We start from the raw sequence: 22,766 nt of genomic DNA, 5'->3' as shown, positions 1-22,766 counted from the left end.
GACAATCGCTCCCGACCCCTCATCCCATCGGTCTTGGAGACGCAGAGATGTCCCACACCCCTGTCAACCACCCCGCGCGGCCGATCTACCGGGCTATCGGGGGGCTGGTTGGTCTGTACTTCGTCGTCTTCGGCGTGCTCGGCATCATCGCGAGCGCCGGCAACGACGTGCTCGCCCAGGACGACACCAAGGTCCTCGGCCAGGGCACCAACCTCGGCTACTCGCTGCTCTCCGTCGTGCTCGGGGCGGTGATCCTGCTCGGCATCGTGATCGGCCGCAACCTCGACGTGCTGATCAACCAGTGGCTGGCCTACGCCCTGATGGCCCTCGGCCTGGCCGAGCTGGCGTTCCTGCAGACCGACGCCAACATCTTCAACTTCTCGATCATGACCGACATCGTGGTCCTGGTGCTCGCCCTGGTGCTCCTGATGGCCGGCATGTACGGCAAGGTCGGCACCGACGACGAGCACGAGGCCTGGCAGAAGGCGCGCCTCGTGCTCTGACCAGCAACCACCCGAAGGCCCGGCGGATGCCGGGCCTTCGGCGTTTTCCGGGGACGGGACGGCGTGCCGCGGGTGACAATCGACCCGAATCGGTCATTCGGCTGGAGGGGTCCCCATGGCACACATCCCGGTGAACCATCCCGCGCGGCCGATCTACCGCGTCCTCTCCGGGTTGATCGGGCTCTACATTCTGATCTTCGGCGTGTACGGAACGTTCCTGACCTGGGGCGACGGGCTCTTCAGCCGGGACGGCAACTGGGCCCTCGGCCTCCGCACCAACCTGGCGTTCTCGCTCGTCTCCGTGGTGTTCGGCGCGTTCCTGCTGATCGGAGCGTCCCGCCGCACCAACCTGGGGCACTACATGAACCTGACCGCCGGGGCGGTCTTCCTGCTCACCAGCATCCTGATGATGGCCGTGCTGCAGACCCCGGCGAACTTCCTCAACTTCTCGATGTCGACGGTCGTCGTGTCGATGCTGTTCGGGCTGATCCTGCTCGGCACCGGCCTCTACGACAAGGTCGGGCCGCCCGAGCACGCCGAAGAGGAACGGCGCCGCCGCAACCACCCCGTCGCCGAGGCCCGCTGACCCGCCGCCGGGTCACCCCGGCTTGCGGACCGTGATCAGCCCCGGCTTCGCCTCCAGGTGCGACAGGCCGTTCCAGGCCAGGTTCACCAGGTGCGCCGCCACAGTCTCCTTGCGCGGCTTACGCACCTCCAGCCACCAGCGCCCGGTCAACGCCACCATGCCCACCAGTGCCTGCGAGTACAGCTCCGCCAGCTTCGGGTCGTACCCCCGGCTGGAGAACTCCGCCCCCAGGATGTGCTCCACCTGGTGCGCCACGTCGTTCATCACGCTGCTGAAGTTGCCCGTCGCCGACATCAGCGGCGACTCCCGGACCAGCACCCGGAACCCGCTGGTCTCCTCCTCGATGTACGTCAACAGCGTCAACGCCGCCTGCTCCAGCAGCTCCCGGGGATGCCCCGCGGTCAACGCCGTGGTGATCCGCTCCAGCAGCGAGCGGACCTCCCGGTCCACCACCACCGCGTAGAGCCCCTCCTTGCCACCGAAGTGCTCGTACACCACGGGCTTGGACACCTTCGCCCGGGCGGCCACCTCCTCGATCGAGGTGGCGTCGAACCCGCGCTCGGCGAAGATCTGCCGGGCGATCGAAATCAACTGCTCGCGCCGCTGCGTCGCGGACATCCGTACCCGGGAAGAGGGCTTCGCCGCCGGGACGGCCCGCCGCCGGGCGCTGCCGCCGTCGTTGCCGGGAACCTCGGTCATCTCGTCACCTCGCCGGCGCTCGGTGACGCCCTGCCGTGGGATCTGGCTCATCTGGCCGCGCCGTCCTGCGGCCGGGCCCGGCGGCTGCACTGGAGCTCGGTCATCCGGCCATCCTGCCAGGCCGGCGGCCCCCGGGACGACCGGTTAGCGGCGCGCCCGGCCCGGCTCCAGCAGCTTCGCGCTGACCCGCTCCGGCCTCGGCCAGCGCACCGCCCACACCGCGCCGGCCTTCTCCAGCAACCAGATCACCCGCGCCGACGGGTCGAGCTGGCCGCGCAGCACCCCGTGCCGGGCGCTGGTCGGCTCGGCGTGGTGCAGGTTGTGCCAGCTCTCCCCGAACGACAGCAGCGCCAGCGGCCAGAAGTTCGACGCCCGGTCACCCTGACGCACCGCGAACGGCCGCTCCCCGTACACGTGGCACACCGAGTTGATCGACCACGTCACGTGGTGCAGCAGCGCGATCCGGACCAGCCCGCCCCAGAAGAACGCGGTCAGCGCGCCCTGCCAGGACCAGGTCAGCAGCCCGCCCATCGCCGCCGGCCCGAGCACCGACACCGCCACCATCAGCGGAAACAGCCGGTCGACCCGGCGGGTGGCCCGATCGGCGAGCAGGTCCGGGGCGAACCGCTCCCGATTGGACAACTCCCGGTCGAACAGCCAGCCGACGTGCGCGTGGAACAACCCGCGGGCCAGCCCCCGGACGCTCTCCCCGAACCGCCACGGCGAGTGCGGGTCGCCCTCCAGGTCGGAGAAGGCGTGGTGCCGGCGGTGGTCGGCCACCCACTGGATGATCTCGCCCTGCACCGCGAACGAGCCGGCCACCGCCAGGGACACCCGTAGCCACGGCTTCGCCCGGAACGAGCCGTGGGTGAAGTAGCGGTGGTAGCCGACGGTGATGCCGAGCCCGGACAGCACGTACCAGAAGGCGGCCACGAGCAGGTCGCTCCAGCCCAGCCACCCGCCCCAGGCCACCGGGACGGCGGCCAGCAGGGCGAGGAACGGAACGACCACGAAGGCCCAGAGGGCCACCAGGATGCCGCGCGACTGGTGTCCCTCGGTGAGCGGCTTCGGGCCCGCGTCGGGCCCGGTCACGGCGGTCGACATGGCACCTCCCGGCAGCAGGGTTACGCCTACGTCACCGTAACCAGGGGCGGCCTAGATCGCAGCGGACTCTGCCGTTCGTGAATGGACGGATCTGTCGTACGCCCGTTCTAATCTGCTGGTCGTGACCGATCCACTCGCCGTCGAAGTGCGTCGCCTGCGCGTCGAGGAACAGCTCTCCGTCCGGGAGATCCGGGCCCGTCTGGGTATCGGCCGTGACCGGGTGTACGCGCTCCTGCGCGGTGTCCCGCCGCCCGACTGGACCCGCCGGCCGCGCGCCAAGGATGCGCTGCGCGCCGAGGCGGTGCGCCTGCGTGCCGACGGCCGGTCGGTCAACCAGATCGCGGAGCAGCTCGGCGTGGCGAAGTCGACCGCGTACCAATGGGTGAAGCACCTGCCGCTGGATCCGGATGAGGCGGCGGCGGGCGCACGCCAAGGTGATGACCGACGCCCGCTGGGCCGCGTACCGGGCGGAGCGGGACGCCGCGCAGGCGGCCGAACAGGCTCGCGGTGCGTCGCTCGCCGGGCCGTTGGCCGAGCGGGACCTGATGCTGCTCGGCGCGATCCTCTACTGGTGCGAGGGGACGAAGTCCAAGCCGTGGCGACAGCAGGACCGACTGGAGATGGTCAACACCGATCCGGGGTTGCTCGCCCTGTTCCTCCGCTTCCTTGAGAAGTGTGGGATCGGGCGACACGTCCCGCGCTACCGGTTGCTCATCCACGAGTCGGCCGACGCCGATGCGGCCGTGCGGTGGTGGGCGGCGCGGCTGGCCGTCCCGCTCGAGCGGTTCGGGCGTCCCACGCTCAAGCGGCACACTCCGACGACCGTCCGCGGGAACACCGCCGATGACTACCACGGCTGTCTCGTGATCACCGTGCCCGGTAGTCGGGCCCTCTACTGGCGGATCGAGGGCATGGTCGCTGGGATCTTCACAGCTACGGGCGGATCGAGGGCATGGTCGCTGGGATCTTCACAGCTACGGGCGGATCGACCGATGAATGAGGAAACCTCGGGCACCACCCGCTCGACGGGTCGTCGGAGCCGGCCGCACAGCGCGCGTAGCGGCTGGCAGAGTCAGGCACGCGTTCGTGCCGACCGGGCGGCAACGGTGGGAGGCTGCGGAACGTGAGTCCGCGGGCTCAGCGTTGCCTGGGCCGGTGCGAGGGGCCGGCGGTGAACGATCGCCCAGATACGAGCCACCGGGATCTGGACAGCAGGCGCTAAGCTGTTGGGCGACCCTTCGGCCGTGGTGTAACTGGCAACACCCAAGATTTTGGTTCTTGTGTTTCAGGTTCGAATCCTGGCGGCCGAGCACTTTTCTGGTATAGGCGCCCTTCTCGGGGTATTCGGCGGCTTGCCTCGCCCTGTGGTTAGCATGGCCGCGAGACTGTCGCCGTCCCGACGGGAGCCACGTCGTGTCCCAGCCCCACCTCCGCACCGTTGTCGTGCTCGCCGCCGGTGAGGGCAAGCGGATGAAGTCGGCCCTGCCCAAGGTGCTGCACCCGCTGCTCGGCCGTACCCTGCTCGGTCACGTGCTGGCCGCGGCCGCGCCGCTCGGCGCGGACCGCACCGTGGTGGTGGTCGGGCACGGCGCCGACCAGGTCCGCGGGCACCTGGCCGAGGTCGCGCCGGAGGCCACCCCGGTGCTCCAGGAGCGGCAGCTCGGCACCGGGCACGCGGTCCGGATCGCGCTGGACGCCGTTCCGGAGGCCGCCGGCACCGTGGTGGTGATCAACGGGGACGTGCCGCTGCTCCGACCGGAGACCGTGTCGGCGCTGGTCGAGGCGCACGAGGGCACGGGCGCGGCGGCGACCGTGCTGGCCGCCGAGGTGCCCGACCCGACCGGCCTGGGCCGGATCGTGCGGGACGCGGACGGCCGGCTGGCGCAGATCGTCGAGGAGCGGGACGCCACGCCGGAGCAGCGCGCGCTGCGGGAGATCAACGCGGGCATCTACGCGTTCGACGTGGCGCGGCTGCGGGACGCGCTGGGCAAGCTCTCCACCGACAACGACCAGGGCGAGGAGTATCTGACCGACGTCTTCGGTCTGCTCCGGGACGCCGGGGAGCCGGTGGCGGTGCACTGCGCGCCGGACCACGTGGAGACGCTGGGCTGCAACGACCGGGTCGAGCTGGCCGGGCTGCGCCGGCTGCTGCGGGACCGGGTGAACGAGGGCTGGATGCGGACCGGGGTGAGCATCCTGGACCCGCACACCACCTGGATCGACGTGACGGTGACGGTCGAGCGGGACGCGGTGATCGACCAGAACACCCAGCTCCAGGGTGCGACGGTGGTCGGCGCCGGGGCGACGGTGGGGCCGGACACCACGCTGATCGACACCACGGTCGGCGCGGGCGCCAGCGTGGTGCGCAGCCACGCGGTGGGCGCCGAGGTCGGCCCGCAGGCCACCGTGGGGCCGTTCGCGTACCTGCGGCCGGCGGCGAAGCTGGCCGAGAAGGCGAAGGTGGGCACCTTCGTCGAGGTGAAGAACTCCGAGGTGGGCGCGGGCGCGAAGGTGCCGCATCTGTCGTACGTCGGGGACGCGACGATCGGCGCGAAGGCGAACATCGGCGCGGCGACGATCTTCGTGAACTACGACGGGGTGAACAAGAACCGCACCGTGGTCGGCGAGGCGGCCTTCGTCGGCTGTGACACCAGCCTGATCGCCCCGGTCGAGGTGGGCGCGGGAGCGTACATCGCGGCGGGCAGCGCGATCACCCAGGACGTGCCGCCGGGCGCGCTGGGGGTGACCCGGGCGCCGCAGCGGGCGATCGAGGGCTGGGTGGCCCGCAAGCGGGCCGGTACGGTGTCCGCCAAGGCGGCCGAGGCGGCGCAGCAGGCCCGCGAGGGTGCGTCGGGCGGGGCCGGAGCCGCAAGTGAAGGTGACTGAATCCACGGGGACCGCCGGGCCGTGGGTGGACCGGTGAACGCGGGGGATACTGCAACCGAATAGTCCCCGGCTCCACCGCCGCCGGGAACCACCGACACACGGGAGCAGACGGGCCCATGGGCAGCATCGTCGCCGAAAACCGCAAGAGCCTGATGCTCTTCTCCGGACGGGGTTTTCCGGAGCTGGCCAAGGAGATCGGTGAGGTGCTCGGCGTCGCGCCGACGCCGACCGACTCGTACGAGTTCGCCAACGGTGAGCTCTTCGTACGCTACAAGGACTCGGTGCGTGGTTCGGACGCCTTCGTGGTGCAGTCCGTGACGCACGGGGTCAACACCTGGGTCATGGAGACCCTGATCATGGTGGACGCGTTGAAGCGCGGTTCGGCCAAGCGGATCACCGTGGTGCTGCCGTACTACCCGTACTCCCGGCAGGACAAGAAGCACCGCGGCCGGGAGCCGATCTCGGCGCGGCTGGTGGCCGACCTGCTGAAGACGGCGGGCGCGAACCGGATCCTCACGGTCGACCTGCACACCGCGCAGATCCAGGGCTTCTTCGACGGCCCGGTGGACCACCTGTTCGCGATGGACACCCTGGCCGAGTACGTGGAGCACCGGTACGCGGGCCGGCCGATGACCGTGGTGGCGCCGGACTCGGGCCGGGTGCGGGTGGCGGAGCGGTGGACGGACCGGCTGGGTGGCTGCCCGCTGGCCTTCATCCACAAGACGCGCGACCCGCTGAAGCCGAACCAGGTGGTGGCGAACCGGGTGGTCGGTGAGGTCGAGGGTCGGGTCTGCCTGGTCGTCGACGACATGATCGACACGGGTGGCACGATCACCAAGGCCGCGGACATCCTCAAGGAGTCGGGCGCGGCGGAGATCGTGGTCGCCTCGACCCACGCGCTGCTGTCGGACCCGGCGACCGAGCGGCTGAAGAACAGCCCGATCAGCGAGGTCGTGGTGACCAACACGCTGCCGCTGCCGCCGGAGAAGCAGCTCGACAAGATCACCGTACTGTCGATCGCGCCGCTGCTGGCCCGGGCGATCCGGGAGGTCTTCGACGACGGCTCGGTGACCACGCTCTTCGGTGGTTTGAGCTGATTCGCCCGGCTGTTCCCTCGGCGCGTCCGACGACGCGCCGGGGGAGCGGCCGGCGGCCGGTCGTGGCCCCTGCGGGCCGGCGGTGATGGTGATGTGGGGACTGCCGGAGAGCCGGGAAATCCCTCGGGTAGACTGGTGCGGTTGCCACGGCGAGGGTGCCCGGCGGGCCGCTGAAAAGCACCGCACGGAGGCGCCGTCATCGACGCGGTGCTCCGGGCAGTCGTTCATGACGCATGAGCCCCAGCGAGCCCCTCGCCCCAGCACCGCCAGACGACAAGCCGCCGCAGCGAAAGCATCAGGAGTTTCCCCGTGTCCGAGGTAAAGATCAGCGCCGAGCCCCGTACCGAGTTCGGCAAGGGTGGTGCCCGTCGTACCCGCCGGGCCGGCAAGGTGCCCGCCGTGCTGTACGGCCACGGCGAGAAGCCGAAGCACATCGCGCTTCCGGCGCGTGAGTTCGCCGCCGCGATCCGCAAGGGCGGTGCGAACCAGCTCTTCGCGATCGAGGTCAGCGACGGCACCCAGGTGCTGGCGCTGCCGAAGGCGATCCAGCGTGACCCGATCAAGGACACCTTCGAGCACGTGGACCTGCTCCTGGTCCGCCGGGGCGAGAAGGTCACCGTCGAGGTTCCGGTCCAGCTGACCGGCGAGCCCGCGGGCGACACCCTGATCGTGCACGACCACGACACCCTGTCGGTGACCGCCGACGCCACCCGGGTGCCGGACCACCTGGAGGCCTCGATCGCCGGCGCCGAGCCGGGCGTCCAGGTCACCGCCGCCGACGTCCAGCTGCCGGCCGGCGTCGAGCTTGCCGCCGACCCGGAGCTGCCGGTCGCCACCGTGACCGCCGCCCCGACCGCCGAGCAGCTCGAGGCCACCCTCCCCGAGGTCGAGGAGGCCGAGGAGGAGGCCGAGGCCGAGGTCGGCGAGGAGACCGCCGAGGCTCCCGAGGGCGCTCCGGCCGAGGGCGAGCCGGCTGCCGAGGAGCCGAAGACCGAGGCCTGATCGGTCCGCAGGCTGTGCGACAGGCGTCCCCGGTTCCCGGGGGCGCCTGTCGGCGTATCGGGGACGGCCGCCCGGTGGCGGCCCGGGCGCGACGGCTCCGGGTGGCGGCGTGGCGGCAGCCGCGCCGAACTGGGGTCGGGGCAAGTGACGGAAGGGACGTGGCGTGACGGACGAGTCGGGGCCGTGGCTGGTGGTCGGCCTGGGCAACCCCGGTCGGGAGTACGCGGGCAACCGGCACAACGTGGGCTTCATGGTGGCCGACCTGCTGGCCGGCCGGCTGGGCGGTAGGTTCGGGCGGCACAAGCGGGCGGTGGCGGAGGCCGCCGAGGGGCGGCTGGGCTTCGGCGGCCCGAAGCTGGTGCTGGTGAAGCCGCTGACGTACATGAACCTGTCCGGTGGTCCGGTGGTCGCGCTGGCGCAGTTCCACAAGATCCCGCCGGGTCGGGTGATCGCCGTGCACGACGAGCTGGACATCCCGTACGGGCAGGTGCGGGTGAAGTGCGGCGGCGGCGAGGGTGGGCACAACGGCCTGCGCTCGATGTCGAAGTCCCTCGGCACGAAGGACTACGTCCGGGTGCGGTTCGGGATCGGCCGGCCGCCGGGGCGGCAGGATCCCGCGGACTACGTGCTGTCGGACTTCTCCTCGTCCGAACGTAAGGAGCTGGATTTCCTGGTCGACCGGGCGGCGGACGTGGTGGAGTCAGTGATCACCAAGGGTGTGGAGCCGACCCAGAACCTCTACCACGGGGCCTGACCCGGGCGGTCGTTCCGCCAACCCCAGCTCGGCTGGCGGCCATAATGCGGCCTCCGCGCCGTTAGACGGCGCTCCGGCCGAATGAAGGCCGGTCTGACGCCGCGCCGCGACCTGGAGCCGTCGTCCGGGCGCGCGAGGTTTCTGGCCGGTAGTCTGCGCCTTTCTGACGTGGCGGATGCCGGCGGCGAGCGACGGGAGCGGAAAGCATGGGCAGTCCTCCGATGATCGACGGTGCGTTCGCCCGGTGGCTGGCGGCGCGGGCCGGGCAGGCGCTGGTGAACCTGCGTACAGAGCTGGGCTTCGCCGACCCGGGGGCGCTGAAGTCGGCCGGGGACAAGGTCTCGCACGACCTGATCCGGACCGAGCTGGCGAAGTGGCGGCCGGCGGACGCGGTGCTGTCGGAGGAGGACGAGGGCTCGCGGCTGGCCTGGACGGCGGAGGTGAGCCCCGAGGCGGTGTCCCGGCTGACCGCCGACCGGGTGTGGATCATCGACCCGTTGGACGGCACCCGGGAGTTCGCCGAGGAGGGCCGGTCGGACTGGGCGGTGCACGTGGCGCTCTGGGCGCGGAACGCGCCGACGCCGCACGGGCTGGTCGCGGGGGCGGTGGGGTTGCCGGCGCAGCACCGGGTGCTGGCCACGGACTACCCGCCGGCGTACCCGCCGATGACGTTGGAGGCGGCGACCTCGCCCGGTGGGCGGACCATCCGGCTGGCGGCGAGCCGCAGTCGTCCGCCGGTCTTCCTCACCGACCTGGCCGAGGACGTCGGCGCGCATCTGGTGCCGATGGGATCGGCGGGCGCGAAGATCGCGGCGGTGGTGACCGGTGAGGTGGACGCGTACATCCACGCCGGTGGCCAGTACGAGTGGGACTCGGCGGCGCCGGTGGCTGTGGCGACGGCCACCGGGCTACACGCTTCCCGGATCGACGGTTCTGCGCTGAAATACAACGAGGCCGACCCGCGCCTACCCGACCTGCTGGTGTGTCGCAAGGATCTCGCCAGTCGGTTGCTTGCAGCGTTGCAGCGGCATTCCGGGTAGCCTGAACGTTCTTCTTGACGAGTCCGACCGGAAAGGTCTGGAATTCGATGAACGGATTCGTGTCGTGACGTCCCCGGCCGCGTACCAGGTCTCCCACCTCGACGCGCTGGAGGCGGAGAGCATCTTCGTGATGCGCGAGGTCGTCGCCGAGATGGAGCGCCCGGTGCTGCTGTTCTCCGGCGGCAAGGACTCGATCGTGATGCTCCGGCTGGCCCAGAAGGCGTTCGCGCCGGCCAACATCCCGTTCCCGGTGATGCACGTCGACACCGGGCACAACTTTCCCGAGGTGCTGGAATACCGCGACCAGCGGGTCGCCGAGCTGGGCCTGCACCTGATCGTGGCCAGCGTGCCGGAGGCCCTGGCCGCGGGGCTGGTCCGCGAGTCGGCGGACGGGATGCGCAACCGGATCCAGACCCCGGTGCTGCTGGACGCGGTGGAGAAGCACCGCTTCGACGCGCTGTTCGGCGGCGCCCGGCGGGACGAGGAGAAGGCCCGGGCCAAGGAGCGGGTGTTCAGCTTCCGCGACGAGTTCGGCCAGTGGGACCCGAAGAACCAGCGCCCGGAGCTGTGGTCGCTCTACAACGGCCGGCACCACCCAGGCGAGTCGATCCGGGTCTTCCCGCTGTCCAACTGGACCGAGCTGGACGTCTGGCACTACATCGCCCGGGAGCGGATCCCGCTGCCGTCGATCTACTACGCGCACGAGCGCGAGGTGGTGGAGCGGGACGGCATGCTCTACGCGGTCAACGAGTTCATCCGGCCCAAGGCGGGCGAGGAGCGGTTCAAGGCGCAGTTGCGCTACCGGACCGTCGGCGACGCCTCCTGCACCGCGGCCGTCCGCTCGGACGCCGACACGGTGGAGAAGGTGATCGAGGAGGTGGCCGCCACGCGGATCACCGAGCGCGGCGCGACCCGCGGCGACGACCGGGTCAGCGAGGCCGCCATGGAGGACCGCAAGCGGGAGGGCTACTTCTGATGAGCGTCGAGACCTTGCCCCCGGCCGGCTCCGGCGCCGAGGCCCGGCAGATGGACCTGCTGCGGTTCGCCACCGCCGGCAGCGTCGACGACGGCAAGTCCACCCTGATCGGCCGGCTGCTGTACGACACGAAGTCGCTCTTCACCGACCAGCTCGCCGCGGTCGAGGCGGTCAGCGCGGCCCGGGGCGACGAGTACACGAACCTGGCGCTGCTCACCGACGGCCTGCGGGCCGAGCGGGAGCAGGGCATCACCATCGACGTGGCGTACCGCTACTTCGCCACGCCCCGGCGGAAGTTCATCATCGCCGACACCCCCGGGCACATCCAGTACACCCGGAACATGGTCACCGGGGCGTCCACCGCCGACCTGGCGCTGATCCTGGTGGACGCCCGCAAGGGCCTGGTGGAGCAGTCCCGCCGGCACGCTTTCCTCTGCTCCCTGCTGCGGGTGCCGCACCTGGTCCTCTGCGTCAACAAGATGGACCTGGTCGACTGGTCGGAGGAGGTGTTCGAGCGGATCGCCGCCGAGTTCACCGCGTTCGCCGCGAAGCTCGAGGTGCCGGACCTGACGGTCATCCCGATCTCCGCGCTGAAGGGCGACAACATCGTCTCCCGCTCGGAGAACATGCCCTGGTACGAGGGCCCGTCACTGCTGCACCACCTGGAGCGGGTGCACATCGCCTCCGACCGCAACCTGGTCGACGTGCGCTTCCCGGTGCAGTACGTGATCCGGCCGCAGTCCACCACCGTCACCGACTACCGGGGGTACGCGGGCCAGGTGGCCTCGGGCGTGCTCAAGCCCGGCGACGAGGTGATGGTGCTGCCCTCGGGCTTCACCAGCCGGATCGCCTCGGTGGAGACGGCGGACGGCCCGGTGGCCGAGGCGTTCCCGCCGATGTCGGTGACGGTGCGGCTGACCGACGAGATCGACATCTCGCGCGGTGACCTGATCTGCCGGCCGAACAACGCCCCGGCCGTCGCGCAGGACATCGAGGCGATGGTCTGCTGGATGGACGAGACCCGCCCGTTGCAGGTCGGCGGCAAGTACGCGATCAAGCACACCACCCGCTCGGCGCGGGCGATCGTGCGCGGCCTGCACTACCGGCTGGACATCAACTCGCTGCACCGGGACGAGGCGGCCGGCGAGCTGAAGCTCAACGAGATCGGCCGGGTCCGGCTGCGCACCACCGTCCCGCTGCTCGCCGACGAGTACCGGCGCAACCGCACCACCGGCGGTTTCGTGATCATCGACGAGACCACCAACCGCACGGTCGGCGCCGGCATGATCGTCGAAGCCGGCTGATCCGTCACGCTCCGCGAAGGCCCGCGCCGCTGTCCGGCGCGGGCCTTCGCCGCCTCTCAGGGCAGCAGGCCGCGCTCGAACCGGGAAGTAGTGGCCTCGTTGTTCGCCGGAGGCCACTACTTTCCTGTTCGAGCACGATCTTGGCGCGGGGCGCGGGGCGCGGGGCGCGGGGCGCGGGGCGCGGGGCGCGGGGCGTGAGGGCGTCCTCGATGGGCAGGGATCAGGTGGTGGTCGGGGTGCGGCGGGCGGCGAGGCGGGCCCAGAGGGCGTAACCGAGGCGACGGACCGCCACGGCGGCCCGGCGGCGGAGCTGCCGCCAGGCGCGGAAGGCCAGCACCGCGCCGACCGGGAGCAGCAACAGCGTGGCCGCGCCGCCGGCCGGGCTCTCCAGCCGGGACGCCAGGCCGCCGAGCACCAGGGACGCGACCGCCGCCACGACCAGCACCAGCAGCGGTACGGCCGCCGCCGCGCGCGCCCATCGCCGCAGCTGGTGGCGTACCGGCTCCGGCTGCTGGCGCCAGGCGTACCCGGTCGCGCCGGCGAGGACCGCCAGGACCACTCCGGCCGCCACCGGGCGTACCCCGCCGGGTGCGGGGTCGACGAGCGCGAAGGCCGACCAGTACGCGAGCGCGGCGAGCGCCGTGCCGTCGAACAGCCGCCAGCCCAGCGCGAGGGAGACCACCTCGTGGGCGCTCACGTTCCAACCGGCGCGGGGGTTCGCGGCGAGGGCGTCGCCGAAGCCGCGGGCTGCGGCGCTGGTCCGGTCCTGCCCGGCGGCCAACCTCGCCAGCTCCCGCAGCGCCGGCTCGAACGCCGGGTCGACGGCGAGGGCCCGGCCGCAGGCCGCCCGCGCGGCGCGGAGCCGGCCCATCCGGGCGTGCACCCGGGCGTCGAGCACGTGCAGCTCCGGGTTGTCGGGGGCGATGTCCAGGGCGGTGTCGGCGTGCCGGCGCGCGGCCAGCACTCGGTTGGGGTTGCCCATGCCGAGCAGCGCCTGCGCCAGCAGGGCGTGGCACTCCCAGGAGCGGGGCGCCAGCTCCAGGGCCTGCTGCGCGGCGGCTGCGGCGAAGCCGGGGTGGCCGGCGTCCAGCAGGATGCGGGCCTTCTCCGCGAGCGGGTGCTGCGGCGCCCTGCTCAGCCCGATCGCCCGGTCCACCAGCCGCATCGCCTCGGCGAGCTGGCCCAGCATCCGCAGGCAGCGGGCCAGCAGCACCAGCAGCCCGACGTGCTCGGGCTGCCCGGCCAGCGCCTCGCGCAGCACCCTCGCCGCCTCGGCGTACCGGCCGACCTGGAGCAGTGCGTTGGCCCGTTCCTGGGCGGCGATCGCAGCCTGGGTCACGGGCCACACCCTATCGATCCGCTGAGGACGGTCAGTCGAGGCGGGCGGCACCCCCGGCGGGGAGGGCGGTCACCGTGCCGGGGGCGGCGAACCCGCGCTCGGCGTACGCGGTGGTGACGGCGGCCGCCACGGCGTCGGCGGAATCCGCGTCGACCAGGGCGAGGACGCAGCCGCCGAAGCCGCCGCCGGTCATCCGCACCCCGTACGCCCCGGCGGCCAGGGCGGCCTCGACCGCGGTGTCGACCTCCGGCACGGTGATCTCGAAGTCGTCCCGCATCGAGGCGTGCGAGGCGGTCAGCAGCGGGCCGATGTCGCGTACCCGGCCGGCGCGCAGCAGCGCGACGGTGTCGAGCACCCGCTGGTCCTCGGTGACCACGTGCCGGACCCGGCGGCGGGTCTCGTCGTCGGGCAGCTTCTCCAGCGCCGCGTCGAGGTCGGCGACGTCCACGTCGCGCAGGGCGGCCACCCCGAGGGCGCGCGCCGCCTCCTCGCAGGACCTGCGGCGGGAGGCGTACTCGCCGTCGGCGTGCCGGTGCGGGGCGCGGCTGTCGATCACCAGCATGGCCAGCCCGGCGGCGTCCAGGTCGAACGGGATCTGCTCGACGTGCTCGTTGCGGCAGTCCAGGAAGAGGGCGTGCCCCGCCCGGCCCCGGATCACCGCCGACTGGTCCATGATCCCGGTGGGCGCGCCCACGTACTCGTTCTCGGCCCGCTGGGCCAGCCGGGGCCACCGCTCGGCGGGCAGGTCCAGGCCGCCCAGCTCGACCAGGGCGGCCAGCACCGCGGACTCGATGGCCGCCGACGAGGAGAGCCCGGAGCCGACCGGCACGTCGGAGGCGATGGCGAGCCGGGCGCCGGGGACGGTGTGGCCGGCGGCCCGCAGCGCCCAGACCACGCCGGCCACGTAGGCGGCCCAGCCGGTGACCCGGCCCGGCGCGTCGGCCTCGTCCGGCCCGAACTCGACCGGGTCGTCGTCCAGCTCCGACCAGACCGTCCAGCGTTCGTCGTCGCGGGCCGCCGCGGCGACCACGGTACGCAGCGGCAGCGCGAAGGGGAGCACGAAGCCCTCGTTGTAGTCGGTGTGCTCGCCGATCAGGTTGACCCGCCCGGGAGCCGCCCAGCGGCCCGCCGGCTCCCCGCCGTACCGCTGCCGGAAGCCGGCGGTGGCGCGGGCCGCGACGTCGCCGGCCGGCGCGGGTGGGGTCGTGGCGGTCGCGGCGGGACCGTTCATCGCTGCCCCACGATGTGCTCGCGGTAGAACGCCCAGGCGTCGCCGACCATGTCCTGCAGGGTGGGCTTGGCCGGCACCCAGCCCAGCTCCGCCCGGGCCAGCGCGGAGGAGGCGACCAGCTCGGCGGGGTCGCCCTCGCGGCGCGGGGCCACCTCGACCGGCACCGGGTGCCCGGTGACCTCGCGGACCACCTCGATCACCTGCCGGTTGGTGAAGCCGTTGCCGTTACCCAGGTTGTAGATCCGGTGCCGGCCGGGCGCGGCGGCGTCGAGCGCCAGCAGGTGGGCCCGGGCCAGGTCCTCGACGTGGATGTAGTCGCGGACGCAGGTGCCGTCGACGGTGGGGTAGTCGTCGCCGAAGAGCTGGAGCTTGTCGCGCCGGCCGGCGGCCACGTCGAGGGCGAGTGGGATGAGGTGGGTCTCCGGGTCGTGCCGCTCCCCGATGGCCCGCCCGTCGTGCAGGTACGCCCCGGCGACGTTGAAGTAGCGCAGCGAGACGGCGGCCAGGTCGTGCGCGACGGCCTCGGAGGTGAGCGCCATGTCGACGGCCAGCTTGGTGGCCCCGTAGGTGTTGGTGGGGGCCTTGACGGCGGTCTCCGGGATGGGCAGCTCGGTGGGGTTGCCGTAGACGGCGGCGGTGGAGGAGAAGACCAGCCGGGGGACCCGGGCCGCGCGGACCGCGTCGAGCAGGGCGAGCGACCCGACGGTGTTGGTGTGCCAGTAGAGCTCCGGCTTGACCATCGACTCGCCGGCGGCGATCAGCGCGGCGAAGTGCAGCACCCCGTCGAACCCGGCGTCCGGGGTGAGCACCCGGGCGGCCTCGTGGACCGGCAGGTCGACGTGGGTCGCCTCGGGGGCGAGGGCCGCCCGGTGGCCGGTGCGCAGGTCGTCCAGGACGGTCACGTCGTGGCCGTTGTCCAGCAGCATCCGGGTCACCACGCTGCCGATGTAGCCGGCGCCGCCGGTGACGAGCAGTTTCACGTCGGATTCCTCCCTGCCTGGCCGGGCGCCGTGCCGGCCGTCCGTCGATCACCCTAGGGCCGCCGGCTGTGCCTCCGCTGCCCGTGACACACCGCTATTCCACCACGATCCGCCATGATTGAACAGATACGAACATCACCCCGACCGCACGGCTGCCGCTGTCTACCATCCTTGTCATGCGGGAGGCAGGCGGTCCCGGACTCCGGCGACGACCCCCGGGGCGGCCGCGCCGCGAACCCGGACCGCTGGCCCGGAGTGTCGCCCGGCTGGTGGTCCGCGCCGCCGACGGCGCCACCCGCCTGGTCACCGACCTGCTCGGGGCCAGCCCCGCCGCCGGCCGCGAGCGGATCAGCGAGGCCGAGCTGCGCGACCTGGTCGCCAACACCGTGCTCGACCCCGACGAACGCCGGATCATCGACGAGGTGCTGGTCGCCGGGGCGCGGCTGGTCCGCGAGGTGATGGTGCCCCGCACCGAGGTGGTGTTCCTCTCCTCCGGGCTCACCCTCGCCGAGGCGGAACGGCTGGTCCGGGCCGAGACGCACACCCGGTACCCGGTGGTCGACGGCACCCACGACGACGTGGTCGGCTTCGTCCACCTGCGGGACGTGCTGTTGCGCCCCGAACGGGACCGCTGCGCCACGGTCGGGGAGCTGACCCGCGAGGTGAAGCGGCTCCCGGGCAGCAAGCGGGTGCTCGCCGCGCTCACCGAGATGCGCCGCGAGGGGCACCACCTGGCCGTGGTGGTCGACGAGTACGGCGGCACCGCCGGCATCGTGACCTGCGAGGACCTGGTCGAGGAGCTGGTCGGGGAGATCCACGACGAGTACGACGACACCCCGCCCGACCCGGCCCACGCCGGCCTGCCCGCCGTCGTCGACGGCCGGCTCAACCTGGCCGACTTCGCCGAGCGCACCGGGGTGCCGCTGCCCGTCGGGCCGTACGAGACGGTCGGTGGGTACGTGATGGCCGCCCTGGGACGGCTCCCGGTGGCCGGCGACGAGATCCCGGTGGCCCCGGCCGGGGACGGCGCCGGCGGGCCCGACCCGGAGGATCCGGCGGGTGGGTGGCTGCTGCGGGTGCTGGCCCTGGAGGGGCGGCGGGTGTCCCGCCTGGCGGTCTCCGCCGTGCGCGTGCCGGAGCAGCGCCGCGAGGTCAGCGGACCGGTCGCGCCCGCCGAGAGGCGACCGGCCGGCCCGTCATGACGTACGCCCGGCCTTGCTGACAGAATTGCCGGCATGTCCGACGTACCCGCCCGCCCGCGCGTCTTCTCCGGCATCCAGCCGACGGCCGACTCGTTCCACCTCGGCAACTACCTGGGCGCGCTGCGGCACTGGGTGGCCCTCCAGGACAGCCACGACGCGTTCTACTGCGTGGTGGACCTGCACGCGATCACCGCCGGGCACGACCCGAAGGTGCTCAAGCAGCGCAGCCGGGTGGCCGCCGCGCAGCTCTTCGCGCTGGGCATCGACCCGGAGCGCAGCACCCTCTTCGTCCAGTCGCAGGTGCCCGAGCACCCGCAGCTGGCCTGGGTGCTCGGCTGCATCACCGGTTTCGGCGAGGCCAGCCGGATGACCCAGTTCAAGGACAAGTCGCAGAAGCAGGGCAGCGAGCGGGCCAGCGTCGGCCTCTTCACGTACCCGATCCTGCAGGCCGCCGACATCCTGCTCTACCAGGCCCACGCGGTGCCGGTCGGCGAGGACCAGCGGCAGCACCTGGAGCTCTCCCGGGACCTGGCCCAGCGGTTCAACTCGCTGTTCGGGCCGACCTTCACCGTGCCCGCGCCGCACATCGTCAAGGACACCGCGAAGATCACCGACCTGCAGGACCCGACGGCCAAGATGTCGAAGTCGTCCTCCTCCCCGGCCGGCATCATCGACCTGCTGGAGGACCCGGCCCGCTCGGCCAAGAAGATCCGCTCCGCGGTCACCGACACCGGCCGCGAGATCGTCTTCGACGCCGAGGGCAAGCCGGGCATCACCAACCTGCTGACCATCTACTCGGCGCTCTCCGGGCGCAGCATCGACGACCTGGTCGCCGCGTACAACGGCAAGGGCTACGGGGACCTGAAGAAGGACCTCGCCGAGGTGGTCCGGGAGTTCGTCGCCCCGATCCAGGAGCGCACCCGCGCCTACCTGGACGACCCGGCCCAGCTCGACAAGCTGCTCGCTCACGGTGCGGAGAAGGCGCGGGCGGTCGCCGCCGCGACGCTGGCCACCGCGTACGAGCGGATCGGCTTCTTCCCCCCGGTCCGGGCCGAGTAGCGGCCCGGGCGCGACGGGACGGGTGGGGACTCAGTCGGTGGCCGGAGGGGTGGCGCGGAGCGTGGATCGCAGGGACGGGGCGCCGGACGTCGGCGACACCATCCAGATCGGGATCGCGGTGGACATCCCCGAGCCGTGGGGCGGGATGCTCACCCGCCGCCGGATCGAGGCCGGCGACCCGCAGGCCGTCCCGGCCCACGTCACCCTGCTCGGGCCCACCGAGATCCCGGTGACCGCGCTGCCCGCCGTCGAGGCGCACCTGGCCCGGGTGGCCGCCACGCACCTGCCGTTCACCCTGCACCTGCGGGGCACCGGCACGTTCCGGCCGGTCACCCAGGTGGTCTTCGTCGCGGTTGCGGCCGGGATCAGCGAGTGCGAGCTGCTCGCCGCCGCGATCAACTCGGCGCCCGAACTGCACCGGGAGGCCCGCTTCCCGTACCACCCGCACGTCACGGTGGCCCAGGACGTCCCGCCCGAGGTGCTCGACAAGGCGTACGAGGACCTGGCCGACTTCTCCGCGCTGTTCGAGGTGGAGGGGTTCACCCTGTTCTCGCACAGCGGGGCGACGCGGTGGCAGCCCCGCCGCGACTTCCGGCTCGGCGGCTGAGCTGAGCAGCCGGCCGGCCTGCCTCCCCGGCGACCGGGGATCGGCGAGGATGACGTGGTGAACGTGATCGGCCGGATCGAGGCCGCGGCGAACCGTCGGATCGACGCCGCCCGTGACCGGCTGCCGGCCTTCGACCACCTGTGGCGGGCCGGGACGCTCTACGCCGACGTGCTCGCCGGTCGGCTGGCCGCCGCGATCGCCTACTACGGCTTCTTCGCCGTGTTCGCGCTCGCCCTGGTCGCGTACTGGGTGTTCGGCGCGATCCTCGAGGACAACGACGAGGTCAGCAAGGCGGCGGCGGACTTCCTGGAGCGGAACCTGCCGTTCCTCGACCCGCAGCAGATCGCCCAGAGCAGCAACGCCGTCGGCGTGGTCGGCCTGATCATCCTGGTCATCACCGGGATCGGCTGGGTGGAGGCGATCCGCTCCTCGCAGCGGCTGATGTACGGCCTCAACCAGCAGCCGGGCAACCTGGTGGTCCGCCGCCTGGTCGACCTGGGGGTGCTGGTCGCGGTCTTCGTGCTGCTCGGCGTCTCGGTGGCCGCCGTCGACGCGTTGGGGTCGCTGCTGCGGTTCCTGCTGCGCAGCACCGGGTCGGTCGGGCTGACCACGGTGAGCGCGCTGCTCAGCGTCCTGATCAACGCGGTGCTGGCGGTGGCGTTGCTGGTCGCGGTGCCCCGGCTGCGGATGAGTCGGCGCCGGCTGCGGCCGGTGGTCCTGGTGGTGGCGATCGGCATCACCCTGCTGAACACGGTCGGGCGCTACTACGTGGTGCGCACCGAGCGGAACCCCGCCTATACCGTGGTGGCCACGGCGGTCGGGCTGCTGCTCTACCTCTACCTGCTCAACCAGTTGCTGCTTTTCGGCGCGGCGCTCGCCGCCACCAGTCGGTACGGCCGCGTGGTCGACCTGGCCGAGGGCCCCGCGGCGCGCGAGGTGGACGTCGAGATCGACGAGGAGACCGACCCCGGTACGCCGGGAGGAGCGGGATGACGACGCGGATCCGGATCGACCCCACCTCGGCGGTGCCCCCGTACGAGCAGGTACGCGGCCAGCTCGCCCGGATGATCGGGGATGGCCGGCTGCCGGTGGGCACCCGGCTGCCCGCGGTCCGGCAGCTCGCCACCGACCTGGGGCTGGCGGCGAACACCGTGGCTCGGGCGTACCGGGAGCTGGAGGGGGCGGGACTGGTGGAGACCCGGGGCCGGCACGGGACGGTGGTCGCCCCAGGCCGGGACGACGCGATCGACCGGCTGCACCGCGCCGCGACCGAGTACGCCGCCGAGGCGCTCCGCCTGGGCGTCCCCCCGGACCGCGCCCTCGCCCTGGTCCGCGCCGCCCTCGACACCCCCCACTGACCTCCACCCACCACCCCGCGCTCCCGCCCGGCCCGTGCCCCAGCTCCGCGCCGCCTGGGGTCCGCGCCGCGTGTGCGTCCGCGCCGCCCGCTCCGGGCGTGGGCACTCTTTCACGGAAATAGTGGTCACCCGGCCGATCGAGGCCACTCTTTCCGTGAAAGAGTGCGGATCTTGGCGGGCGCGGGCGCGGGGGCGCGGGGCGCGGACGCGCGCGGGTGGGGGTGGGGGCGGGGAGGGTGGGATGTCGTGAGGGTGACAGGTGAAGAATCGGCAGTTGGGGTGAATGCCACCCGCGTTCCCCCCGGTAACGACCATGATGAGCCGGTGGGCGCACTCGTGACACTGGACCTGCCGGACGACTCGCCGATGCTCGGCCTGCCGTGGATCATCACGTTCGGTCCGCTCGGCGACGCCGATGAGTGGGAGCCGGTGGTCTGCGGCCCGTACGAGCGGCCGCACGCGCTCGCCCTGGCCGAAGCGGTGGTCGCCGAGGAGCAGCTGATGGCGGTGGTCGAGCCGCTGCTGCCCGCGTTGACGCCCGAGGAGATCCGCGGCGAGATCGCCGCCGCGCAGATCGCCGCCGAGGACGAGGCGGCCCGGACCGACCAGGCGGACCTGTACGGCGACTTCGAGGACGTGATCGACGAGGAGCTGGAGCTGGCCGCCGAGCAGGAGCCGGCGGCCGAGCCGCTGCCAGCGCCCAGCCGGGACGAGGTACGGGCCGGCTTCGCCCGGATCGCCAAGCTGCTCACCAGCAAGGGGGACTGAGCGCGCTCAGCGGCGCGGCGCGTGGTCGAGCACGCAGAACTCGTTGCCCTCCGGGTCGGCCAGGACCACGAAGCCCTCCTCGCCGGACTGGCCGACGTCGGCCGGGCGGGCACCGAGCGCCAGCAGCCGGCGTACCTCGTCCCGCGGATCTCCGTCGGACACCAGGTCGAGGTGCAGCCGGTTCTTCTCGCGTTTGGGGGTCCCGCTGCCCTGCAACCAGACCGTCGGGCCGGGCCGGTCCGGTGGGGGCCAGAGCTTCGCGCTGCCGTCGTCGCCCTGCCGGATCTGGTAACCGAGGGCCCGGGACCAGAAGGAGGCCATCAGTTCGAGGTCGGTGACATCGAGGGTGTACTGCGCCACGTGTGCGGTCATCACTTCGGGATACCCCGCTGTCCCAGATGGACACCGGCCCCTCGGGGAGCGGGCTCCCCGAGGGGCCGGTGCCACCTCACCCCCCACCACAAGGGGTCGGTGGCCCAGCCGCCCGCCGGCGCGGGGCACAACGGACGACCAGGTCAATGGCGGGTTACCCGGCGAAACGCCGTTCGAACCACGCAGCCGCGTCCACCGGCAGGACGTGCCCGTCGCCCTGCTCGGTGAGGTCGGCGCTGGCGGCGATCGGCCGGCCGTAGCCGGTGACCGTCGCCGCCGCGCCGCTGATGTTGACCACACAGGTCAGCTCGACCTCGCCGGCGGTGCGGCGGAACGCCAGCACGCCCGGCTCGGTCTCCAGCCAGGTGATGCCGCCGGTCCCGGCCAGCGCCGGGTGCTCGTGGCGGATCCGCAGCGCGGTCCGGTAGAGCTCCAGCGTCGAGCCGGGCACGCCGGCCTGGGCGGCCACCGAGAGGGCTCGCCAGGTCGCCGGGGCCGGCAGCCAGCTCAGCTCGCTGCCCTCCGGGCCGAAGCCGTACGGCGCCAGCTCGCCGCTCCACGGGATCGGCACCCGACAGCCGTCCCGGCTCTCCCCGGTACGCAGGAACGCCGGGTCCTGGCGCAGCTCGTCGGGGAGGTCCAGCACCTCCGGCAGGCCCAGCTCCTCGCCCTGGTAGACGTACGCGCAGCCGGGCAGGGAGAGCATCAGCAGGGCGGCCGCCCGGGCCCGGCGCAGCCCGACCTCGCCGTCCCCGTACCGGGTGACGTGCCGCTGCCGGTCGTGGTTGGAGAGCACCCAGGTGGTCGGGGCGCCGACGATGGTCGACTCGGCGAGCGCGGTGTCGATCACCTTGCGGAACGAGTCGGCCGACCAGGTGGCGTCGAGGAAGTCGAAGCTGAACGCCTGGTGCAGCTCGTCCGGGCCGATGTAGCGGGCGAGCCGCTGCGGGGTCTCCGCCCAGGCCTCGGCCACCGCCATCCGGCCACCGGGGTAGCTGTCGAGGATCGGCCGCCAGCTGCGGTAGATGTCGTGCACCTCGTCCTGGTCGAAGTACGGCAGCCGGCCCTTGCCCAGCAGTTCGGACTGCCGCTGGCCGGTGGTCATCGAGTTGAAGCCGACGTCCGGCAGCCCCTCGGCCTTGATCATCCCGTGCGCAACGTCGATCCGGAAACCGTCCACGCCCCGGTCGAGCCAGAACCGCAGGATGTCCTGGAACTCGGCGCGTACCTCGGGGTGACGCCAGTTCAGGTCGGGCTGGGCCGGGTCGAACAGGTGCAGGTACCACTGGCCGTCGGCGACCCGGGTCCAGGCGGGGCCGCCGAAGATGCTCTCCCAGTCGTTCGGCGGCAGCTCGCCCTGCTCGCCCTTGCCCTCGGCGAACAGGTAGCGCTCACGCTCCGGGGAGCCGGGGCCGGCGGCCAGGGCCGCGGTGAACCACGGGTGGGCGCTGGAGGTGTGGTTGGGCACCAGGTCCACGATGATCCGCAGGCCGAGCGCGTGCGCGTCGGTGATCATCGCGTCGAAGTCGGTGAGCGTGCCGAAGAGCGGGTCCACGTCGCGATAGTCGGCCACGTCGTAGCCCGCGTCGATCTGCGGGGAGGTGTAGAAGGGCGTCAGCCAGAGCGCGTCCACGCCCAGCTCGCGCAGGTACGGCAGGCGCTGCCGGATGCCCTCGAGGTCACCGACGCCGTCCCCGTTCGCGTCGGCGAAGCTGCGGACGTAGACCTGGTAGATGGCCGCGGACCGCCACCAGTCGTGGTCGGCGGTCGGCGGCGTGGGGTCGGTGGCGGCGGTCATCGGTGACGATCCCCGTTCTCTGTCAAGCGACGGCGGCACCCGCGCGGCTGGGTGGCGGGCGTGGGTGTCTGAGCAGAATGCCGCCCTTGCGCTGCAAGAGT

At 72.6% G+C, this 22,766-nt stretch carries 22 protein-coding genes, 1 tRNA gene and 2 pseudogenes; 18 read left to right on the top strand and 7 right to left on the bottom strand.

Translation table 11 applies throughout. The features are described 5' to 3' along the window. Nucleotides 1-47: 47 nt before the first annotated feature. Both ACGFI9_RS06730 and ACGFI9_RS06725 read left to right on the top strand, forming a co-directional pair. The gene (locus ACGFI9_RS06730) at nucleotides 48-503 is read left to right on the top strand and encodes a DUF4383 domain-containing protein (RefSeq protein WP_393175753.1); all 456 of its coding nucleotides are present in this window, start codon (nucleotides 48-50) and stop codon (nucleotides 501-503) included. 115 nt (nucleotides 504-618) lie between these two features. Continuing rightward, nucleotides 619-1,089 carry a DUF4383 domain-containing protein gene (locus ACGFI9_RS06725; RefSeq protein ID WP_393175751.1) on the top strand — a complete coding sequence of 157 codons (471 nt, stop codon included), beginning with the start codon at nucleotides 619-621 and terminating at the stop codon, nucleotides 1,087-1,089. A gap of 12 nt (nucleotides 1,090-1,101) precedes the next feature. On the opposite strand, the gene ACGFI9_RS06720 is transcribed toward ACGFI9_RS06725, so the two are convergent. Continuing rightward, nucleotides 1,102-1,788, bottom strand: a complete 687-nt coding sequence (locus tag ACGFI9_RS06720) for a TetR family transcriptional regulator (RefSeq protein WP_393176638.1) — start codon at nucleotides 1,786-1,788, stop codon at nucleotides 1,102-1,104. Between the two features lie 144 nt (nucleotides 1,789-1,932). Continuing rightward, on the bottom strand, nucleotides 1,933-2,892 hold the full coding sequence (locus tag ACGFI9_RS06715; RefSeq protein ID WP_393175749.1) for an acyl-CoA desaturase: 960 nt from the start codon (nucleotides 2,890-2,892) through the stop codon (nucleotides 1,933-1,935). A gap of 121 nt (nucleotides 2,893-3,013) precedes the next feature. Between ACGFI9_RS06715 and ACGFI9_RS06710 the strand changes: the two are divergent. From ACGFI9_RS06710 to cysN, 10 genes and pseudogenes are all read left to right on the top strand, one after another. Continuing rightward, nucleotides 3,014-3,235 (top strand): annotated as a pseudogene (locus tag ACGFI9_RS06710) (resolvase); the annotation flags it as partial. A gap of 64 nt (nucleotides 3,236-3,299) precedes the next feature. Then, nucleotides 3,300-4,019 (top strand): hypothetical protein, encoded by a 720-nt coding sequence (locus ACGFI9_RS06705; RefSeq protein WP_393176689.1) that lies wholly within the window; start codon nucleotides 3,300-3,302, stop codon nucleotides 4,017-4,019. A 111-nt stretch (nucleotides 4,020-4,130) separates the two neighbouring features. Beyond that, nucleotides 4,131-4,202: transfer RNA gene (locus ACGFI9_RS06700), tRNA-Gln, on the top strand. 103 nt (nucleotides 4,203-4,305) lie between these two features. Next, a pseudogene (gene glmU, locus ACGFI9_RS06695) lies at nucleotides 4,306-5,841 on the top strand (bifunctional UDP-N-acetylglucosamine diphosphorylase/glucosamine-1-phosphate N-acetyltransferase GlmU). Between the two features lie 53 nt (nucleotides 5,842-5,894). Beyond that, nucleotides 5,895-6,875 (top strand): ribose-phosphate diphosphokinase, encoded by a 981-nt coding sequence (locus ACGFI9_RS06690; RefSeq protein ID WP_393175747.1) that lies wholly within the window; start codon nucleotides 5,895-5,897, stop codon nucleotides 6,873-6,875. A gap of 309 nt (nucleotides 6,876-7,184) precedes the next feature. Further along, nucleotides 7,185-7,877 (top strand): 50S ribosomal protein L25/general stress protein Ctc, encoded by a 693-nt coding sequence (locus tag ACGFI9_RS06685; protein ID WP_393175745.1) that lies wholly within the window; start codon nucleotides 7,185-7,187, stop codon nucleotides 7,875-7,877. A 163-nt stretch (nucleotides 7,878-8,040) separates the two neighbouring features. Next, nucleotides 8,041-8,631 carry an aminoacyl-tRNA hydrolase gene (gene pth / locus ACGFI9_RS06680; protein ID WP_393175743.1) on the top strand — a complete coding sequence of 197 codons (591 nt, stop codon included), beginning with the start codon at nucleotides 8,041-8,043 and terminating at the stop codon, nucleotides 8,629-8,631. 206 nt (nucleotides 8,632-8,837) lie between these two features. Then, nucleotides 8,838-9,671, top strand: coding sequence for an inositol monophosphatase family protein (locus ACGFI9_RS06675; RefSeq protein ID WP_393175741.1), 834 nt, complete (start codon nucleotides 8,838-8,840; stop codon nucleotides 9,669-9,671). A gap of 64 nt (nucleotides 9,672-9,735) precedes the next feature. Beyond that, a complete protein-coding gene (gene cysD / locus ACGFI9_RS06670; protein WP_393175739.1) occupies nucleotides 9,736-10,647 on the top strand; it encodes a sulfate adenylyltransferase subunit CysD in 912 nt (303 codons plus the stop codon). Next, nucleotides 10,647-11,951, top strand: coding sequence for a sulfate adenylyltransferase subunit CysN (gene cysN, locus ACGFI9_RS06665; RefSeq protein WP_393175737.1), 1,305 nt, complete (start codon nucleotides 10,647-10,649; stop codon nucleotides 11,949-11,951). The genes cysD and cysN overlap by 1 nt, the downstream gene beginning before the upstream one ends. A gap of 220 nt (nucleotides 11,952-12,171) precedes the next feature. On the opposite strand, the gene ACGFI9_RS06660 is transcribed toward cysN, so the two are convergent. From ACGFI9_RS06660 to galE, 3 genes are read right to left on the bottom strand one after another with little or no spacing between them, the layout of a single operon-like run. Then, nucleotides 12,172-13,290 carry a tetratricopeptide repeat protein gene (locus ACGFI9_RS06660; RefSeq protein ID WP_393175735.1) on the bottom strand — a complete coding sequence of 373 codons (1,119 nt, stop codon included), beginning with the start codon at nucleotides 13,288-13,290 and terminating at the stop codon, nucleotides 12,172-12,174. Nucleotides 13,291-13,321: 31 nt separating this feature from the next. Beyond that, nucleotides 13,322-14,521, bottom strand: coding sequence for a galactokinase (gene galK / locus ACGFI9_RS06655; protein WP_393175733.1), 1,200 nt, complete (start codon nucleotides 14,519-14,521; stop codon nucleotides 13,322-13,324). Next, nucleotides 14,518-15,501 (bottom strand): UDP-glucose 4-epimerase GalE, encoded by a 984-nt coding sequence (gene galE, locus ACGFI9_RS06650; RefSeq protein ID WP_393175731.1) that lies wholly within the window; start codon nucleotides 15,499-15,501, stop codon nucleotides 14,518-14,520. The genes galK and galE overlap by 4 nt, the downstream gene beginning before the upstream one ends. 176 nt (nucleotides 15,502-15,677) lie before the next feature. On the opposite strand from galE, the gene ACGFI9_RS06645 reads away from it, so the two are divergent. The 6 genes from ACGFI9_RS06645 (at nucleotide 15,678) to ACGFI9_RS06620 (ending at nucleotide 20,495) form a co-directional block, all read left to right on the top strand. After that, the gene (locus ACGFI9_RS06645) at nucleotides 15,678-16,703 is read left to right on the top strand and encodes a hemolysin family protein (RefSeq protein ID WP_393175729.1); all 1,026 of its coding nucleotides are present in this window, start codon (nucleotides 15,678-15,680) and stop codon (nucleotides 16,701-16,703) included. A gap of 33 nt (nucleotides 16,704-16,736) precedes the next feature. Further along, nucleotides 16,737-17,762, top strand: coding sequence for a tryptophan--tRNA ligase (gene trpS / locus ACGFI9_RS06640; protein WP_393175727.1), 1,026 nt, complete (start codon nucleotides 16,737-16,739; stop codon nucleotides 17,760-17,762). 22 nt (nucleotides 17,763-17,784) lie between these two features. After that, the gene (locus ACGFI9_RS06635) at nucleotides 17,785-18,369 is read left to right on the top strand and encodes a 2'-5' RNA ligase family protein (RefSeq protein WP_393175725.1); all 585 of its coding nucleotides are present in this window, start codon (nucleotides 17,785-17,787) and stop codon (nucleotides 18,367-18,369) included. Between the two features lie 57 nt (nucleotides 18,370-18,426). Continuing rightward, a complete protein-coding gene (locus ACGFI9_RS06630; protein WP_393175723.1) occupies nucleotides 18,427-19,362 on the top strand; it encodes a YihY/virulence factor BrkB family protein in 936 nt (311 codons plus the stop codon). Then, entirely contained in the window at nucleotides 19,359-19,727 is a 369-nt protein-coding gene (locus ACGFI9_RS06625) for a GntR family transcriptional regulator (RefSeq protein ID WP_393175721.1), read from the top strand. Before ACGFI9_RS06630 ends, ACGFI9_RS06625 begins: the two co-directional genes overlap by 4 nt. A 324-nt stretch (nucleotides 19,728-20,051) precedes the next feature. Next, complete coding sequence (locus ACGFI9_RS06620) at nucleotides 20,052-20,495, top strand: hypothetical protein (protein WP_393175719.1); 444 nt, start codon at nucleotides 20,052-20,054, stop codon at nucleotides 20,493-20,495. A 6-nt stretch (nucleotides 20,496-20,501) separates the two neighbouring features. Here the strand turns inward: ACGFI9_RS06620 and ACGFI9_RS06615 are convergent, their stop codons facing one another. Both ACGFI9_RS06615 and ACGFI9_RS06610 read right to left on the bottom strand, forming a co-directional pair. Beyond that, the gene (locus ACGFI9_RS06615) at nucleotides 20,502-20,867 is read right to left on the bottom strand and encodes a VOC family protein (RefSeq protein WP_393175717.1); all 366 of its coding nucleotides are present in this window, start codon (nucleotides 20,865-20,867) and stop codon (nucleotides 20,502-20,504) included. Nucleotides 20,868-21,021: 154 nt separating this feature from the next. Next, nucleotides 21,022-22,665: a glycoside hydrolase family 13 protein gene (locus ACGFI9_RS06610; protein WP_393175715.1), complete on the bottom strand. Its 1,644-nt coding sequence runs from the start codon at nucleotides 22,663-22,665 to the stop codon at nucleotides 21,022-21,024. Nucleotides 22,666-22,766: the final 101 nt, after the last annotated feature.

It is taken from the genome of Micromonospora sp. NPDC048930, assembly GCF_043197935.1.
In the GTDB taxonomy this organism is placed as follows: Bacteria; Actinomycetota; Actinomycetes; order Mycobacteriales; family Micromonosporaceae; genus Micromonospora.
This window is presented reverse-complemented; position numbering and strand designations above follow the sequence as displayed.

What these genes read in the sequence shown, in the direction of transcription:
- ACGFI9_RS06730 (WP_393175753.1), top strand. Translation starts at nt 48, where the DNA reads ATGTCCCACACCCCTGTCAACCACCCCGCGCGGCCGATCTACCGGGCT.
- ACGFI9_RS06725 (WP_393175751.1), top strand. Translation starts at nt 619, where the DNA reads ATGGCACACATCCCGGTGAACCATCCCGCGCGGCCGATCTACCGCGTC.
- ACGFI9_RS06720 (WP_393176638.1), bottom strand. Translation starts at nt 1,788, where the DNA reads ATGACCGAGGTTCCCGGCAACGACGGCGGCAGCGCCCGGCGGCGGGCC.
- ACGFI9_RS06715 (WP_393175749.1), bottom strand. Translation starts at nt 2,892, where the DNA reads ATGTCGACCGCCGTGACCGGGCCCGACGCGGGCCCGAAGCCGCTCACC.
- ACGFI9_RS06705 (WP_393176689.1), top strand. Translation starts at nt 3,300, where the DNA reads ATGAGGCGGCGGCGGGCGCACGCCAAGGTGATGACCGACGCCCGCTGG.
- ACGFI9_RS06690 (WP_393175747.1), top strand. Translation starts at nt 5,895, where the DNA reads ATGGGCAGCATCGTCGCCGAAAACCGCAAGAGCCTGATGCTCTTCTCC.
- ACGFI9_RS06675 (WP_393175741.1), top strand. Translation starts at nt 8,838, where the DNA reads ATGGGCAGTCCTCCGATGATCGACGGTGCGTTCGCCCGGTGGCTGGCG.
- cysN (WP_393175737.1), top strand. Translation starts at nt 10,647, where the DNA reads ATGAGCGTCGAGACCTTGCCCCCGGCCGGCTCCGGCGCCGAGGCCCGG.
- galK (WP_393175733.1), bottom strand. Translation starts at nt 14,521, where the DNA reads ATGAACGGTCCCGCCGCGACCGCCACGACCCCACCCGCGCCGGCCGGC.
- ACGFI9_RS06645 (WP_393175729.1), top strand. Translation starts at nt 15,678, where the DNA reads ATGCGGGAGGCAGGCGGTCCCGGACTCCGGCGACGACCCCCGGGGCGG.
- trpS (WP_393175727.1), top strand. Translation starts at nt 16,737, where the DNA reads ATGTCCGACGTACCCGCCCGCCCGCGCGTCTTCTCCGGCATCCAGCCG.
- ACGFI9_RS06625 (WP_393175721.1), top strand. Translation starts at nt 19,359, where the DNA reads ATGACGACGCGGATCCGGATCGACCCCACCTCGGCGGTGCCCCCGTAC.
- ACGFI9_RS06615 (WP_393175717.1), bottom strand. Translation starts at nt 20,867, where the DNA reads ATGACCGCACACGTGGCGCAGTACACCCTCGATGTCACCGACCTCGAA.
- ACGFI9_RS06610 (WP_393175715.1), bottom strand. Translation starts at nt 22,665, where the DNA reads ATGACCGCCGCCACCGACCCCACGCCGCCGACCGCCGACCACGACTGG.